We start from the raw sequence: 14908 nt of genomic DNA, 5'->3' as shown, positions 1-14908 counted from the left end.
TGGTCGCGACCCTGCCGTTGGGGAGCGCGGGGGGACTTATCCCCATTTCGCCGACCTGATCCGGGGATCAGTGGGTGCTGACGGCCCGCCCGGTGACCGCTGGTAACGTGGCCTGAAGCCCCGGCCCGGACCGTTCGCGATCCGGCCGGACATTCAGACGTCCTTTAACGACCCGTCCCGTGAGGCGGGGAAGGAGGTCCGCCGTGGCCTGCCCACCGGCTGCCCAAACGTCGCAGGAGCGACAACCCTCGGTGAAGGTGATCCTCGCCAGCGCCGACGTCCAGCGCGTCGTCGACCGGATCGCCCACCAGATCCTGGAGAAGACCCAGGGCGCCGCCGACACCGTACTGCTCGGCATCCCCACCCGGGGCGCCCCGCTCGCGCGGCGCCTCGCCGCCCGGATCAGCACCTTCGAGGACGTCGACGTCCCGGTCGGGGTGCTCGACATCACACTCTACCGCGACGACCTGCGCCGGCACGCCACCCGCGCGGTCGGCCCGACCCAGCTTCCGCCGGGTGGCATCGACGGCAAGCGGGTCATCCTCGTCGACGACGTGCTCTTCTCCGGCCGCACCGTCCGGGCCGCGCTCGACGCGCTCAACGACGTGGGCCGGCCGGCCAGCGTGCAGCTCGCCGTCCTGGTCGACCGCGGCCACCGCGAGCTGCCGATCCGCGCCGACTACGTCGGCAAGAACATCCCGACCTCGCTCGCCGAGAGTGTGAAGGTCACCCTCGCCGAGACCGACGGTGCCGACGAGGTCAAGCTCTTCGGGGGTACCCCTTCATGATCCGGCACCTGCTCTCCGGCGCCGACCTGGACGCCGCCACCGCCACCCAGATCCTCGACACCGCCGCCGAGATGGCCACCGTCGCCGGCCGGGAGGTCAAGAAGCTCCCCGCGCTGCGCGGCCGGACCGTGGTGAACCTCTTCTACGAGGACTCCACCCGGACCCGGATCTCCTTCGAGGCGGCCGCCAAGCGGCTCAGCGCGGACGTGATCAACTTCTCGGCCAAGGGCTCCAGCGTCACCAAGGGGGAGAGCCTGAAGGACACCGCGCTCACCCTCCAGGCGATGGGGGCCGACGCGGTGGTCGTCCGGCACCCCGCCTCCGGCGCGCCGCACCGGCTGGCGAACTGGGTGGCCGGCTCGGTGGTGAACGCCGGCGACGGCACCCACGAGCACCCCACCCAGGCGCTGCTCGACGCGTACACGATGCGCTCCCGGCTGGGCCGGCTCGCCGGCCTGCACGTCGCGGTGGTCGGGGACGTGCTGCACTCCCGGGTGGCCCGCTCCAACGTGCTGCTGCTCTCCACCCTCGGCGCCAAGGTCACCCTGGTCGGCCCGCCGACGCTGATCCCGGTGCACATCGGCCAGGCGCTCGCGCCCGGCACCGACGTCTCCTACGACCTCGACGCGGTGCTGCCGCAGTCGGACGTGGTGATGATGCTGCGGGTGCAGCGGGAGCGGATGAGCGACTCCTACTTCCCCTCCGCCCGCGAGTACGCCCGCCGCTACGGCCTGGACGGCCCGCGCATGCGCCGGCTGCCCGACCACGCGATCGTGATGCACCCCGGCCCGATGAACCGGGGCATGGAGATCACGCCCGAGGTCGCCGACTCGCCCCGCTCCACCATCGTCGAACAGGTCGCCAACGGGGTCTCCGTGCGGATGGCCGTCCTCTACCTGCTGCTCGGAGGAAACAACCTGTGACCTCGTACCTGATCCGCAACGTGAGCGTCGTCGGCGCCGCGCCGACCGACCTGCTGATCCGCGACGGCGTCGTCGCGCAGACCGGCGCCGGGCTGACCGCGCCGGAGGCCACCGTCGTCGACGGCACCGGGCTGGTCGCCCTGCCCGGCCTGGTCGACCTGCACACCCACCTGCGCGAGCCCGGCCGCGAGGACGCCGAGACCGTCGAGTCCGGCTCCCGTGCCGCGGCGCTCGGCGGCTACACCGCGGTCTGCGCGATGGCCAACACCTCGCCGGTCGCCGACACCGCCGGCGTGGTCGAGCAGGTCTGGCGGCTGGGCCGCGAGGCCGGGCTGGTCGACGTGCAGCCGATCGGTGCGGTCACCGTCGGGCTGGCCGGCGAGCGCCTGGCCGAGCTGGGCGCGATGGCCGACTCCGCCGCCCGGGTGCGGATCTTCTCCGACGACGGCCACTGCGTGGCCGACCCGAAGCTGATGCGCCGCGCCCTGGAGTACGTCAAGGCGTTCGACGGGATCATCGCCCAGCACGCCGAGGAGCCCCGGCTCACCGAGGGCGCGCAGATGCACGAGGGCGAGGTCTCCACCCGGCTCGGGCTGACCGGCTGGCCGGCGGTCGCCGAGGAGGCGATCATCGCCCGCGACGTGCTGCTGGCCGAGCACGTCGGCAGCCGGCTGCACGTCTGCCACGTCTCCACCGCCGGCAGCGTCGAGGTGCTGCGTCAGGCCAAGTCGCGCGGGGTGAAGGTGACCGCCGAGGTGACCCCGCACCACCTGCTGCTCACCGACGCCAAGGCCGAGACGTACGACCCGGTCTACAAGGTCAACCCGCCGCTGCGTACCGAGAGCGACGTGGCCGCGCTGCGCGCCGCGCTGGCCGAGGGCGTCATCGACGTGGTCGCCACCGACCACGCGCCGCACGCGGTGGAGGACAAGGAGTGCGAGTGGGCGTACGCCCGGCCGGGGATGCTCGGCCTGGAGACGGCGCTCTCCATCGCCCTGGACGTGTTCGGGCCGCAGTGGGACCTGATCGCCGAGCGCATGTCGCGCACCCCGGCCCGGATCGCCGGCCTGGACGGGCACGGCCTCGACCCGGCGCCCGGCGTCCCGGCCAACCTCACCCTGGTCGACCCGGCCGCCCGCCGGGTGATCGAGCCCGCGGAGCTGGCCAGCCGCAGTCGCAACACCCCGTACGCCCGCATGACGCTGCCAGGTCGCATCGTGGCGACCTTCCTGCGCGGCGAGCCGACGGTCCTGGACGGAAAGGCTGTCAAGTAATGGCAAAGCGCAGGCCCGCGATCCTCGTACTCGAGGACGGGCGCACCTTCCCCGGCGAGGCGTACGGCAGCGTCGGCGAGACCTTCGGCGAGGCGGTCTTCAACACCGGCATGACCGGTTACCAGGAGACCCTGACCGACCCCTCGTACCACCGCCAGGTGGTGGTGCAGACCGCCCCGCACATCGGCAACACCGGCGTCAACGGCGAGGACGACGAGTCCGGCCGGATCTGGGTCGCCGGGTACGTGGTGCGCGACCCGGCCCGGATCGGCTCCAACTGGCGGGCCACCGGCGGGCTGGAGGACCGGCTCGCCGCCGAGGGTGTGGTCGGCATCGCCGGCGTGGACACCCGGGCGCTGACCCGGCACCTGCGCGAGCGCGGCGCGATGCGGGTCGGCATCTCCAGCGTCGACGACGACCCGCGCGCCCTGCTGGCCCGGGTCCGCCAGTCGCCGCAGATGGTCGGCGCGGACCTCTCCGCCGAGGTGACCACCGACAAGCCGTACGTCGTCGAGGCGATCGGCGAGCACCGGTTCACGGTGGCCGCGCTCGACCTGGGCATCAAGCGCAACGTGCCGCGCCGGCTCGCCACGCGCGGCGTCACCACCCACGTGCTGCCGGCCGGCTCGACCGTCGACGACCTGCTGGCCACCGGCGCGGACGCGGTCTTCCTCTCGCCCGGCCCGGGCGACCCGGCGACCGCCGACGGGCCGGTCGCGCTGGCCCGGGAGGTGCTGCGCCGCGAGGTGCCGCTCTTCGGCATCTGCTTCGGCAGCCAGATCCTCGGCCGGGCGCTGGGCTTCGGCACCTACAAGCTCGGCTACGGCCACCGCGGCATCAACCAGCCGGTGCTCGACCGGGCGACCGGCAAGGTCGAGGTGACCAGCCACAACCACGGCTTCGCCGTGCAGGTGCCGGGCGCCGGGCAGGGCGCGGTCGTCCCCGACCAGGTGATCGACACCGAGTTCGGGGGCGTCCAGGTGTCGCACGTCTGCCTCAATGACAACGTGGTCGAGGGGCTGCGGGCCATCGACGTGCCCGCCTTCACCGTCCAGTACCACCCGGAGGCGGCGGCGGGCCCGCACGACGCGGACTACCTCTTCGACCGCTTCGCCGAGCTGATCGAGGGCCGGACTCAGAGCAAGGGGCGCGCGAATGCCTAAGCGGACCGATCTCAAGCACATCCTGGTGATCGGCTCCGGGCCGATCGTCATCGGGCAGGCCTGCGAGTTCGACTACTCCGGCACCCAGGCGTGCCGGGTGCTGCGCAGCGAGGGGATCCGGGTCAGCCTGGTCAACTCCAACCCGGCGACCATCATGACCGACCCGGAGTTCGCCGACGCCACGTACGTCGAGCCGATCACCCCGGAGTTCGTCGAGCTGGTCATCGCCAAGGAGCGCCCGGACGCCCTGCTGCCCACCCTGGGCGGGCAGACCGCGCTGAACACCGCGGTCGCCCTGCACGAGGCCGGGGTGCTGGACAAGTACGGCGTGGAGCTGATCGGCGCCAACATCGACGCGATCAACCGCGGCGAGGACCGGCAGCTGTTCAAGGACATCGTCGCCAAGGCGGGCGCCCGGCTCGGCGTCGAGGACCCGGCCGGCCTGGTGCCGCGCTCCCGGGTCTGCCACTCGATGGCCGAGGTCGAGGCGACCGTCGCCGAGCTGGGCCTGCCGGTGGTGATCCGGCCCTCGTTCACCATGGGCGGCCTGGGCTCCGGCATGGCGCACACCGACGAGGACCTGCACCGCATCGCCGGTGCCGGCCTGGCCGCCAGCCCGGTGCACGAGGTGCTCATCGAGGAGAGCGTGCTCGGCTGGAAGGAGTACGAGCTCGAACTGATGCGCGACCGGCACGACAACGTGGTGGTGGTCTGCTCGATCGAGAACATCGACCCGATGGGCGTGCACACCGGCGACAGCGTCACCGTCGCCCCGGCCATGACGCTGACCGACCGGGAGTACCAGCGCCTGCGTGACCTGGGCATCGCGGTGCTGCGCGAGGTCGGGGTGGACACCGGCGGCTGCAACATCCAGTTCGCGGTCAACCCGGCCGACGGCCGGATCGTCGTGATCGAGATGAACCCCCGGGTGTCGCGCTCCTCGGCGCTGGCTTCCAAGGCGACCGGCTTCCCGATCGCGAAGATCGCCGCGAAGCTGGCCATCGGCTACACCCTGGACGAGATCCCCAACGACATCACCCTGAAGACCCCGGCGGCGTTCGAGCCGACGCTGGACTACGTGGTGGTGAAGATCCCCCGGTTCGCGTTCGAGAAGTTCCCCGGCGCCGACCCGGAGCTGACCACCACCATGAAGTCGGTCGGCGAGGCGATGAGCCTCGGACGCAACTTCACCGAGGCGCTCAACAAGGCGATGCGCTCGATGGAGACCCAATCCTCGGGTTTCTGGACCACCCCGGACCCGGTGGGGGCGACGAAGGAGAACACCCTCGCCGCGCTGCGGATGCCGCACGACGGCCGGCTCTACACGGTGGAGCGGGCGCTGCGGCTGGGCGCCTCCATCGCCGAGGTCACCGCGGCCTCCGGCGGGATCGACCCCTGGTTCCTGGACCAGATCGCCGGCCTGGTCGAGCTGCGCGCGGAGATCGTGGACGCCCCGGTGCTCGACGCCGAGCTGCTGCGCCGGGCGAAGCGGGCCGGCCTGTCCGACCGGCAGCTCGCCGCGCTGCGGCCGGAGCTGGCCGCCGAGGACGGCGTGCGCACCCTGCGGCACCGCCTCGGCGTGCGGCCGGTCTACAAGACGGTGGACACCTGCGCCGCCGAGTTCGAGGCGACCACCCCGTACCACTACTCGACGTACGACTCCGAGACCGAGGTCGTGCCCTCGGACCGGCCCAAGGTGCTCATCCTGGGCTCCGGGCCGAACCGGATCGGTCAGGGCATCGAGTTCGACTACTCCTGCGTGCACGCGGTCCAGGCGCTGCGCAGCGCGCCGATCGGCGGAGCCGCCGCGTCCGGTTCCGGCGCCGCGGGCACCGGCTACGAGACCGTCATGGTCAACTGCAACCCGGAGACGGTCTCCACCGACTACGACACCGCCGACCGGCTCTACTTCGAGCCGCTGACCTTCGAGGACGTGCTGGAGGTCTGGCACGCCGAGGACTCGTCGGGCAAGGCGGCCGGTGGGCCGGGCGTGGTCGGGGTGATCGTGCAGCTCGGCGGGCAGACCCCGCTGGGGCTGGCGCAGCGGCTCAAGAACGCCGGCGTGCCGGTGGTCGGCACCTCCCCGGAGTCGATCCACCTCGCCGAGGAGCGCGGCGCGTTCGGCGCGGTGCTGGCCCGGGCGGGGCTGCGCGCCCCGGCGCACGGCATGGCCACCTCGTACGACGAGGCGAAGGCGATCGCCGACGAGATCGGGTACCCGGTGCTGGTCCGGCCGTCGTACGTGCTCGGCGGGCGGGGCATGGAGATCGTCTACGACGACGCCACCCTGCGCGACTACATCGGCCGGGCCACCGACATCTCCCCGGACCACCCGGTGCTGGTGGACCGTTTCCTCGACGACGCCATCGAGATCGACGTGGACGCGCTCTGCGACGCCGACGGTGAGGTCTACCTCGGCGGGGTGATGGAGCACATCGAGGAGGCCGGCATCCACTCCGGCGACTCGTCCTGCGCGCTGCCGCCGATCACCCTCGCGGGCTCGCACCTGGCCCAGGTGCGCCGCTACACCGAGGCGATCGCGCGGGGGGTAGGCGTCAAGGGCCTGCTCAACGTCCAGTACGCCCTCAAGGACGACATGCTCTACGTGCTGGAGGCCAACCCCCGGGCGTCGCGGACGGTGCCGTTCGTCTCCAAGGCCACGGCGGTGCCGCTGGCCAAGGCGGCGGCCCGGATCGCGCTCGGCGCCACCATCGCCGAGCTGCGCGCCGAGGGGCTGCTCCCGCCGACCGGGGACGGCGGCGAGATGCCGGCCGACGCCCCGATCGCGGTCAAGGAGGCGGTGCTGCCGTTCAAGCGGTTCCGCACCCCGTCCGGCAAGGGCATCGACTCGCTGCTCGGCCCGGAGATGAAGTCCACCGGCGAGGTGATGGGCATCGACACCAACTTCGGGCACGCCTTCGCCAAGAGCCAGTCGGCTGCGTACGGGTCGCTGCCCACCGGTGGCCGGATCTTCGTCTCGGTCGCCAACCGGGACAAGCGCGGCATGATCTTCCCGATCAAGCGCCTGGCCGACCTGGGCTTCGAGATCGTCGCCACCACCGGCACCGCCGAGGTGCTGCGCCGGCACGGCATCGCCTGCGAGCAGATCCGTAAGCACTACGAGTCCGGCGAGGGCGAGGACGCGGTCTCGATGATCCTCGGCGGCGACGTGGCGCTGGTGGTCAACACCCCGCAGGGCTCCGGCGCGAGCGCCCGCTCCGACGGTTACGAGATCCGCAGCGCCGCGGTGACCGCCGACATCCCCTGCATCACCACCGTCCCCGGCGCGGCGGCGGCGGTGATGGGCATCGAGGCCCGCATCCGTGGCGACATGCAGGTCCGTCCCCTCCAGGAGCTCCACGCCGCTCTCCGGGCGGGCGAGTGACCGCCCCCGTCGTTGCGATGATCATGAGGTTGGCGGGGGTCGAGGAGATCGACATCGCCGTCAACCTCATGATCGGCGCGGCAGGGAGCCGGGGGATGGGGCGGTGATGTTCGAGCGGGTGGTGCGGCCTCAGTTGTTCCGGATCGGGGGCGGGGACGCGGAGGCGGCGCACGAGTGGACGTTGCGGCGGCTGGCCGGGGTGTCGCGGCGGGCGGCGGTGCTGGGGGCGCTGCGAGCCCGCTACGCCGTGCGCGCGCCGCGGACGGTGTTCGGGGTCCAGTTCCCGAACCCGGTCGGGCTGGCGGCCGGCATGGACAAGAACGGCGTGGCGCTGCCGGCCTGGCCGGCGCTCGGCTTCGGCTTCGTCGAGGTCGGCACGGTCACCGCGCACGCCCAGCCGGGCAACCCCCGGCCCCGGCTGTTCCGCCTGCGCGACAGCGAGGCCGTGGTCAACCGGATGGGCTTCAACAACGCCGGCGCCGAGGCCCTCGCCGCCCGGCTGGCCACGCTGCCCCGCCCGATCGGGGCGCCGCTGGGCATCTCGCTCGGCAAGTCGAAGGTGACCCCGCTGGACGACGCGGTCGGGGACTACCTCGCCTCGTACCGGGCCCTGCGGGAGCACGGCGACTACTTCGCGGTCAACGTCTCCTCGCCGAACACCCCGGGCCTGCGCTCGCTGCAGGACAAGTGCCACCTGGACACGCTGCTGGCGGCGCTGGTGGGGGAGAAGCCGGTGCTGGTGAAGATCGCCCCGGACCTGACCGAGCCGGCGATCGCCGAGCTGCTGGAGGTCTGCCTGGCCCGCGGCGCGGCCGGCGTGATCGCCACCAACACCACGCTGGCCCGCGACGGGCTCGCCCCGGCCGATGCGCAGCGTGCCGCGGAGGCCGGCGGGCTCTCCGGCCGTCCGCTGGCCGCCCGGGCCCGCGAGGTGGTCGCCTTCGTGCACCGGGAGACCGGGGGTCGGCTGCCGGTCGTCGGTGTGGGCGGCATCCTCGATGCCGACGACGCCGCCCGGATGTTCGACGCCGGGGCCAGCCTGATCCAGCTCTACACCGGCTTCATCTACCGGGGCCCCGCCCTGGTCCGGGCGGCGGCCCGCGCGTCGGCGGGCGCCACCGCGCCGGTGCCGGCCGGGTGAGCCGTCCCGGCCGGGAAGCCCCCGAGGGTACGAAGGAGAGCACGTGACGCCCGAGGAGATCCTGGCCGTCGACCGGGCCCACGTCTGGCACCCGTACGCGGCGCTGCCCCCGGCCCAGCCGCCGTACGTGGTGGCCGGCGCCGAGGGCGTCCGGCTGCGGCTGGCCGACGGCCGGGAACTGGTCGACGGGATGTCGTCCTGGTGGGCGGCGATCCACGGCTACCGGCACCCGGTGCTCGACGCGGCGGTCACCGACCAGCTCGGCCGGATGAGCCACGTGATGTTCGGCGGGCTCACCCACGAGCCCGCCGTGCGGCTGGCGCGGACGCTGGTCGAGCTGGCCCCCGAGGGGCTGGAGCACGTGTTCCTGGCCGACTCCGGCTCGGTCAGCGTCGAGGTGGCGATCAAGATGTGCCTGCAGTACCAGCGGGCCGTGGGCCGCCCGGAACGCCGCCGGCTGGGCACCTGGCGGGGCGGCTACCACGGCGACACCTTCCACCCGATGAGCGTCTGCGACCCCGAGGGCGGCATGCACCACCTCTGGGGCGACGTGCTGCCCCGGCAGGTCTTCGCCCCGGTGCCGCCCGGCGGCTTCGACGACCCGCCCGACGAGGCGTACGTGGCGGCGTTGACCGACGCGGTGCAGCGGCACGCCGACGAGCTGGCCGCCGTCATCGTGGAGCCGGTGGTGCAGGGCGCGGGCGGGATGCGCTTCCACCACCCGGAGTACCTGCGGGTGGTGCGCGAGGTGACCCGGGCGCACGGGGTGCTGCTGATCTTCGACGAGATCGCCACCGGCTTCGGCCGGACCGGGACGATGTTCGCCGCCGAGCACGCCGGGGTGAGCCCGGACGTGCTCTGCGTCGGCAAGGCGCTCACCGGCGGGTACCTCACCCTGGCCGCCGCGCTCTGCACCCCGCAGGTCGCCCGGGGCATCTCCGCCGGCGGGGTGCTGGCGCACGGTCCCACCTTCATGGGCAACCCGCTGGCCTGCGCGGTCGCCAACGCGTCCCTGGGGTTGCTGCGGGCCGGTGACTGGGCCGCCGAGGTCGCCAGGGTCGGTGCGGGGCTGCGGGCCGGCCTGGAGCCGCTGCGCGGTGCGCCGGGCGTGGCCGACGTGCGGGTCCTGGGCGCGATCGGCGTGGTGCAGCTGGACCACGAGGTGGACATCGCGGCGGCGACCGCCGCCGCCGTGGCCCAGGGCGTCTGGCTCCGCCCGTTCCGCGACCTGGTCTACACCATGCCGCCGTACGTGACCGACGACGCGGACGTGGCCCGGATCGCGGCCGGCGTCGCGGCGGCGGTGAAGGCCGGCTGAGCCGGCGGGCAGGACGGGACCGGCACCGGCCGGTCACCGAGCGCGAGCGTGAGGAGAGGAAGCCGATGGAGAGTTTCGGGACCCGGCTGCACCGCGCCGTCGCCGAGCGGGGGCCGCTCTGCGTGGGCATCGACCCGCATCCCGGGCTGCTGGCCCGTTGGGGGCTGCCGGATGACGTCGACGGGTTGGACCGGTTCGCCCGGACCGTCGTGGGAGCGCTTGCGGACCGGGTCGCGGTGGTCAAGCCCCAGTCGGCCTTTTTCGAGCGGTTCGGTGCCCGAGGTGTCGGAATTCTTGAGTCAACTATCCGACAGTTACGAGATTGCGGCGCGCTCGTTCTCCTCGACGTCAAGCGCGGCGACATCGGCTCGACGGTCGCCGCGTACGCCTCGGCCTACCTCGACCCGTCCAGCCCGCTGCATGTCGACGCGGTGACCGCGAGCCCGTACCTGGGGGTCGGCTCGCTCGCCCCGATGTTCGAACTGGCGGCCACGCACGGCGGCGGGGTCTTCGTGCTGGCGCTCACGTCCAACCCGGAGGGCGCCGCCGTGCAGCGGGCCCGCACGGCCGACGGACGCACCGTCGCGCAGACCGTCATCGACGAGATTTCCCAGCTCAACGAAGGTGCCGAGCCGCTGGGCAGCTTCGGGCTGGTGGTCGGCGCGACGATCGGCGACACCGGCCACGACCTGTCGAAGGTCAACGGGCCGCTGCTCGCACCGGGGCTCGGCGCCCAGGGCGCGACGGCCGCCGACCTGCGGACGGTCTTCGGCTCCAGCCTGCCGTCGGTGCTGCCGTCGTACTCGCGCGAGGTGCTGGGCGCCGGCCCGGACGAGGCCGCCCTGAGGGCCGCCGTGGACCGCGTGCTGGCCGACTGCCGCGGCGTTCTGGCTGACTGACGGCTCGGTCACTTTCGCTGATCTTCGCGCGTCCACGTTGCCGAAACCGCCCGCGACCGCTAGTTTTCCCCGCGCTGGGAACCACGGACCCCTTTGGTTGCCAGCGACACCACGTTTCACGACAGCGGCGGTGCGCCCCGCCCGTCGCGATAGGGACCTGAGGAGAACTGGTGCCGCTCCCGTCACTGACCCCCGAGCAGCGCGCTGCCGCGCTGGAGAAGGCCGCGGAGATCCGCAAGGCCCGTGCTGAGCTGAAGGAGCAGCTCAAGCAGGGCAAGACCACCCTCGCCGCCGTCCTCGACAGGGCCGAGTCCGACGATGTCGTCGGCAAGCTGAAGGTTTCGGCCGTCCTGCAGGCGATGCCGGGCATCGGCAAGATCCGGGCCACCCAGATCATGGAGAAGCTCAAGATTGCCGACAGCCGTCGTCTGCGCGGGCTGGGCGAGCAGCAGCGCAAGGCTCTGCTTGGAGAGTTCGCCGCAAACTGAACGCCGCAACGTGTAGAAACAAGCGGTGAGCACGGATGACGAGGCGCGCCCGGCGGCTCGGCTCACTGTCCTGGCGGGGCCCTCGGGCGCCGCGCGGGAGAGTGTCGTCGAGCTGGTCCGGGCGCGTTCTCCGTCCGTGTGGATGCCGGTGCCGGTGACCACCCGGCCCCGGCGCCCGGACGAGGTCGACGGCGTCGACCGGCGCTTCGTGGGCCCGGCCGGCTTCGACCGGATGATCGCCGCCGGCGAGCTGCTGGAGTGGTCCCGGATGGGTGGGCACCGGCGTGGCACGCCCCGGGAGCCGCTGCGGTCCCGGCTGGCCGCCGGCCGGCCGGTGCTGCTCCCGCTGGACCTGCCCGGCGCGCTCGCCGTCCGGGAGGCCCTGCCGGACGTCCGGCTGATCCTGCTGGCGCCGCCGGGCCATCGTCCGGACCCGACGGTCGCCGCGGCCGTCGGACACACCGTGGTCCACGACCTCACCGAGCGGGTCGTGGCCGAACTGGTAGGCTTGCTCGGTTCTTCCTATCTGGCTCCCGCCCAGCCGCGACTGCGCGGTTGAGCGACCAGCCGCGCTCGCGCGGACACTTCAGACGCAGAGGGTATTTCGTGGGATCCATCGCCAACCCCGAGGGCATCACCAACCCGCCGATCGACGAGCTCCTCGAGAAGACCACCTCGAAGTACGCGCTGGTGATCTTCGCCGCCAAGCGTGCCCGCCAGGTCAACGCCTACTACAGCCAGCTCGGTGAGGGCCTGCTGGAGTACGTCGGCCCGCTCGTGGAGACCACCCCGCAGGAGAAGCCGCTCTCGATCGCGATGCGTGAGATCAACGCGGGCCTGCTCACCGCCGAGCCGACCGACCAGCCGTAACCCCCGCTCCGCCGATGCCCGCCGAGATCATCCTCGGGGTCGGCGGCGGCATCGCCGCCTACAAGGCGTGTGAGCTGCTGCGGCTCTTCACCGAGTCGGGCCACCGGGTCCGGGTCGTGCCGACCGCGTCGGCGCTCCGCTTCGTCGGGGCGCCGACCTGGGCGGCGCTCTCCGGCCGGCCGATCGCCGACGACGTCTGGTCCGACGTGCACGAGGTCCCGCACGTCCGGCTCGGCCAGCGGGCCGACCTGGTGGTCGTCGCGCCGGCCACGGCCGACCTGCTGGCCAAGGCGGCCCACGGCCTCGCCGACGACCTGCTGACCAACACCCTGCTCACCGCGCGCTGTCCGGTGGTGCTCGCCCCGGCCATGCACACCGAGATGTGGGAGCACCCGGCCACCGTCGCCAACGTCGCCACGCTGCGCTCGCGCGCCGTGCGGGTGATCGAACCGGCGGTCGGGCGGCTCACCGGCGCGGACACCGGCAAGGGCCGGCTGCCCGATCCGGCGGAGATCTTCGCCGTCGCCCGGCGGGCGCTGGCCCGGGGCGTCGACGCCCCCGCCGACCTGGCCGGCCGGCACATCGTGGTGACCGCGGGCGGCACCCGGGAGCCGCTGGACCCGGTCCGTTTCCTCGGCAACCGCTCCTCCGGCAAGCAGGGGTACGCCTTCGCCCGCGCGGCCGTCGCCCGGGGCGCCCGGGTCACGCTGATCGCGGCGAACGTCGCCCTGCCCGACCCGGCCGGGGTGGACCTGGTCCGGGTGGGCACCACCGAGGAGCTGCGCACGGCCACCCTGGCGGCCGCCGCCGACGCCGACGCGGTGGTGATGGCCGCCGCGCCGGCCGACTTCCGGCCGGCGACCTACGCGTCCGGCAAGATCAAGAAGTCGGAGGACGGCAGCGCGCCGACCCTCGCGCTGGTCACCAACCCCGACATCGCGGCCGAGCTGGGCCGGCGGCGCCGCCCGGAGCAGGTGCTGGTGGTCTTCGCCGCCGAGACCGGCGACGCGGAGGCCAACGGCCGGGCGAAGCTCGCCCGCAAGCGGGCCGACCTCATCGTGATCAACGAGGTGGGCGTGGACAAGGTCTTCGGAGCCGAGACCAACGCGGCCACCGTGGTCGGCGCGGACGGCAGTGTCGTCACCCTTCCCGAGCAGTCCAAGGAGGACCTGGCGGACCAGGTCTGGGACCTCGTGGTGGGCCGGCTGCCCGCACCGTCCTGAACCCTGGTCACTTCGCCGTTGGCTGCGTCACTCTGGAATCAGGTGACTAAACTGCCGCGGAGCGACCTTTCCAGAGAGACTCAAGTGCTTAGGAGTGCCGTGACACGTCTTTTCACGTCCGAATCGGTCACGGAGGGCCACCCGGACAAGATCGCCGACCAGATCAGCGACGGCATCCTGGACGCCCTGCTGGCCAAGGACCCGCACAGCCGTGTCGCGGTGGAGACGCTGATCACCACCGGGCAGGTGCACGTCGCGGGTGAGGTGACGACCAAGGCGTACGCCGACATCCCGACCATCGTCCGGGAGACCATCCTCGGGATCGGGTACGACTCGTCGAAGAAGGGCTTCGACGGGGCGTCCTGCGGGGTCAGCGTCTCGATCGGCGGGCAGTCCGCCGACATCGCCCAGGGTGTCGACAACGCCATGGAGCTGCGGACCGGTGCGTCGGAGAGCGCGCTGGACGCGCAGGGCGCCGGCGACCAGGGCATGATGTTCGGCTTCGCCTGCTCGGAGACCCCCGAGCTGATGCCGCTGCCGATCGCCCTGGCCCACCGGCTGGCCCGCCGGCTGGCCGCCGTGCGCAAGGACGGCACCGTCCCCTACCTGCGGCCCGACGGCAAGACCCAGGTCACCATCGAGTACGACGGCCTGCGCCCGGTCCGGCTCAACACCGTGGTCGTGTCCAGCCAGCACGCCGCCGACATCTCGCTGGACTCGCTGCTCACCCCGGACGTGCGTGAGCACGTCATCGCCCCGGAGCTGGAGAGCCTCGACCTGGACACCGGCGGCTACCGGCTGCTGGTCAACCCGACGGGCCGGTTCGAGATCGGTGGCCCGATGGGCGACGCCGGCCTCACCGGTCGCAAGATCATCGTCGACACCTACGGCGGCTACGCCCGCCACGGCGGCGGCGCGTTCTCCGGCAAGGACCCGTCGAAGGTGGACCGGTCGGCCGCGTACGCGATGCGCTGGGTGGCCAAGAACGTGGTCGCCGCCGGCCTGGCCGAGCGCTGCGAGGCGCAGGTCGCCTACGCGATCGGCAAGGCCCACCCGGTGAGCCTCTTCATCGAGACCTTCGGCACCGAGACCGTGCCGGTCGCCTCGATCGAGAAGGCCGTCACCGAGGTCTTCGACCTCCGCCCGGCCGCCATCATCCGGGACCTCAACCTGCTCCGCCCGATCTACCAGCAGACCGCCGCGTACGGCCACTTCGGCCGCGAGCTGCCGGACCTGACCTGGGAGAGCACCGACCGGGCCGCCGACCTCAAGTCGGTAGCGGGAGCCTGACCGGCACCAGGCGCAGCGACCGGCGACCCGCTGAGGGGTCGCCGGTCGCTCGTGTCTGCGTCGACGTGCCGCTGCCGCACCTCGATCGCCCCTTCGACTACCTGGTCCCGGCCGAGCTGGACGGCGACGCCGTACCGGGGGTGCGG

Annotated in this window: 13 protein-coding genes; all 13 read left to right on the top strand. The window is 72.9% G+C overall.

Annotated elements, in window-relative coordinates; translation table 11 throughout:
- Nucleotides 1–203: 203 nt before the first annotated feature.
- The 13 genes from pyrR to metK all read left to right on the top strand — a co-directional run bounded on the left by pyrR (nt 204) and on the right by metK (nt 14762).
- Nucleotides 204–788: a bifunctional pyr operon transcriptional regulator/uracil phosphoribosyltransferase PyrR gene (gene pyrR / locus ACSNN7_RS16185; RefSeq protein WP_436681629.1), complete on the top strand. Its 585-nt coding sequence runs from the start codon at nt 204–206 to the stop codon at nt 786–788.
- Complete coding sequence (locus ACSNN7_RS16180; RefSeq protein ID WP_436681627.1) at nt 785–1711, top strand: aspartate carbamoyltransferase catalytic subunit; 927 nt, start codon at nt 785–787, stop codon at nt 1709–1711. Before pyrR ends, ACSNN7_RS16180 begins: the two co-directional genes overlap by 4 nt.
- Nucleotides 1708–2985, top strand: a complete 1278-nt coding sequence (locus ACSNN7_RS16175) for a dihydroorotase (protein WP_436681626.1) — start codon at nt 1708–1710, stop codon at nt 2983–2985. The genes ACSNN7_RS16180 and ACSNN7_RS16175 overlap by 4 nt, the downstream gene beginning before the upstream one ends.
- The gene (gene carA / locus ACSNN7_RS16170; RefSeq protein ID WP_436681625.1) at nt 2985–4148 is read left to right on the top strand and encodes a glutamine-hydrolyzing carbamoyl-phosphate synthase small subunit; all 1164 of its coding nucleotides are present in this window, start codon (nt 2985–2987) and stop codon (nt 4146–4148) included. Before ACSNN7_RS16175 ends, carA begins: the two co-directional genes overlap by 1 nt.
- Nucleotides 4141–7533, top strand: coding sequence for a carbamoyl-phosphate synthase large subunit (gene carB / locus ACSNN7_RS16165; RefSeq protein WP_436681624.1), 3393 nt, complete (start codon nt 4141–4143; stop codon nt 7531–7533). Before carA ends, carB begins: the two co-directional genes overlap by 8 nt.
- 103 nt (nt 7534–7636) lie before the next feature.
- The gene (locus ACSNN7_RS16160) at nt 7637–8674 is read left to right on the top strand and encodes a quinone-dependent dihydroorotate dehydrogenase (RefSeq protein ID WP_436681623.1); all 1038 of its coding nucleotides are present in this window, start codon (nt 7637–7639) and stop codon (nt 8672–8674) included.
- A 43-nt stretch (nt 8675–8717) separates the two neighbouring features.
- Nucleotides 8718–9992, top strand: coding sequence for an adenosylmethionine--8-amino-7-oxononanoate transaminase (locus ACSNN7_RS16155; RefSeq protein ID WP_436681622.1), 1275 nt, complete (start codon nt 8718–8720; stop codon nt 9990–9992).
- Between the two features lie 65 nt (nt 9993–10057).
- Nucleotides 10058–10891, top strand: a complete 834-nt coding sequence (pyrF, locus tag ACSNN7_RS16150) for an orotidine-5'-phosphate decarboxylase (RefSeq protein WP_436681621.1) — start codon at nt 10058–10060, stop codon at nt 10889–10891.
- A gap of 170 nt (nt 10892–11061) precedes the next feature.
- Nucleotides 11062–11379: an integration host factor, actinobacterial type gene (gene mihF, locus ACSNN7_RS16145; RefSeq protein ID WP_088970961.1), complete on the top strand. Its 318-nt coding sequence runs from the start codon at nt 11062–11064 to the stop codon at nt 11377–11379.
- Between the two features lie 25 nt (nt 11380–11404).
- A complete protein-coding gene (locus ACSNN7_RS16140; RefSeq protein ID WP_436681620.1) occupies nt 11405–11938 on the top strand; it encodes a guanylate kinase in 534 nt (177 codons plus the stop codon).
- Nucleotides 11939–11985: 47 nt separating this feature from the next.
- A complete protein-coding gene (gene rpoZ / locus ACSNN7_RS16135) occupies nt 11986–12249 on the top strand; it encodes a DNA-directed RNA polymerase subunit omega (RefSeq protein WP_007075826.1) in 264 nt (87 codons plus the stop codon).
- A gap of 14 nt (nt 12250–12263) precedes the next feature.
- Nucleotides 12264–13472, top strand: a complete 1209-nt coding sequence (gene coaBC, locus ACSNN7_RS16130) for a bifunctional phosphopantothenoylcysteine decarboxylase/phosphopantothenate--cysteine ligase CoaBC (protein WP_436681619.1) — start codon at nt 12264–12266, stop codon at nt 13470–13472.
- Nucleotides 13473–13571: 99 nt separating this feature from the next.
- Nucleotides 13572–14762, top strand: coding sequence for a methionine adenosyltransferase (gene metK, locus ACSNN7_RS16125; protein ID WP_436681618.1), 1191 nt, complete (start codon nt 13572–13574; stop codon nt 14760–14762).
- Nucleotides 14763–14908 lie beyond the last annotated feature (146 nt).

It is taken from the genome of Micromonospora sp. URMC 105, from assembly GCF_051386295.1.
Taxonomy (GTDB): domain Bacteria; phylum Actinomycetota; class Actinomycetes; order Mycobacteriales; family Micromonosporaceae; genus Micromonospora.
Note: the sequence above shows the minus strand (reverse complement) of the source record. Positions and strands in the feature narration are given on the sequence as shown.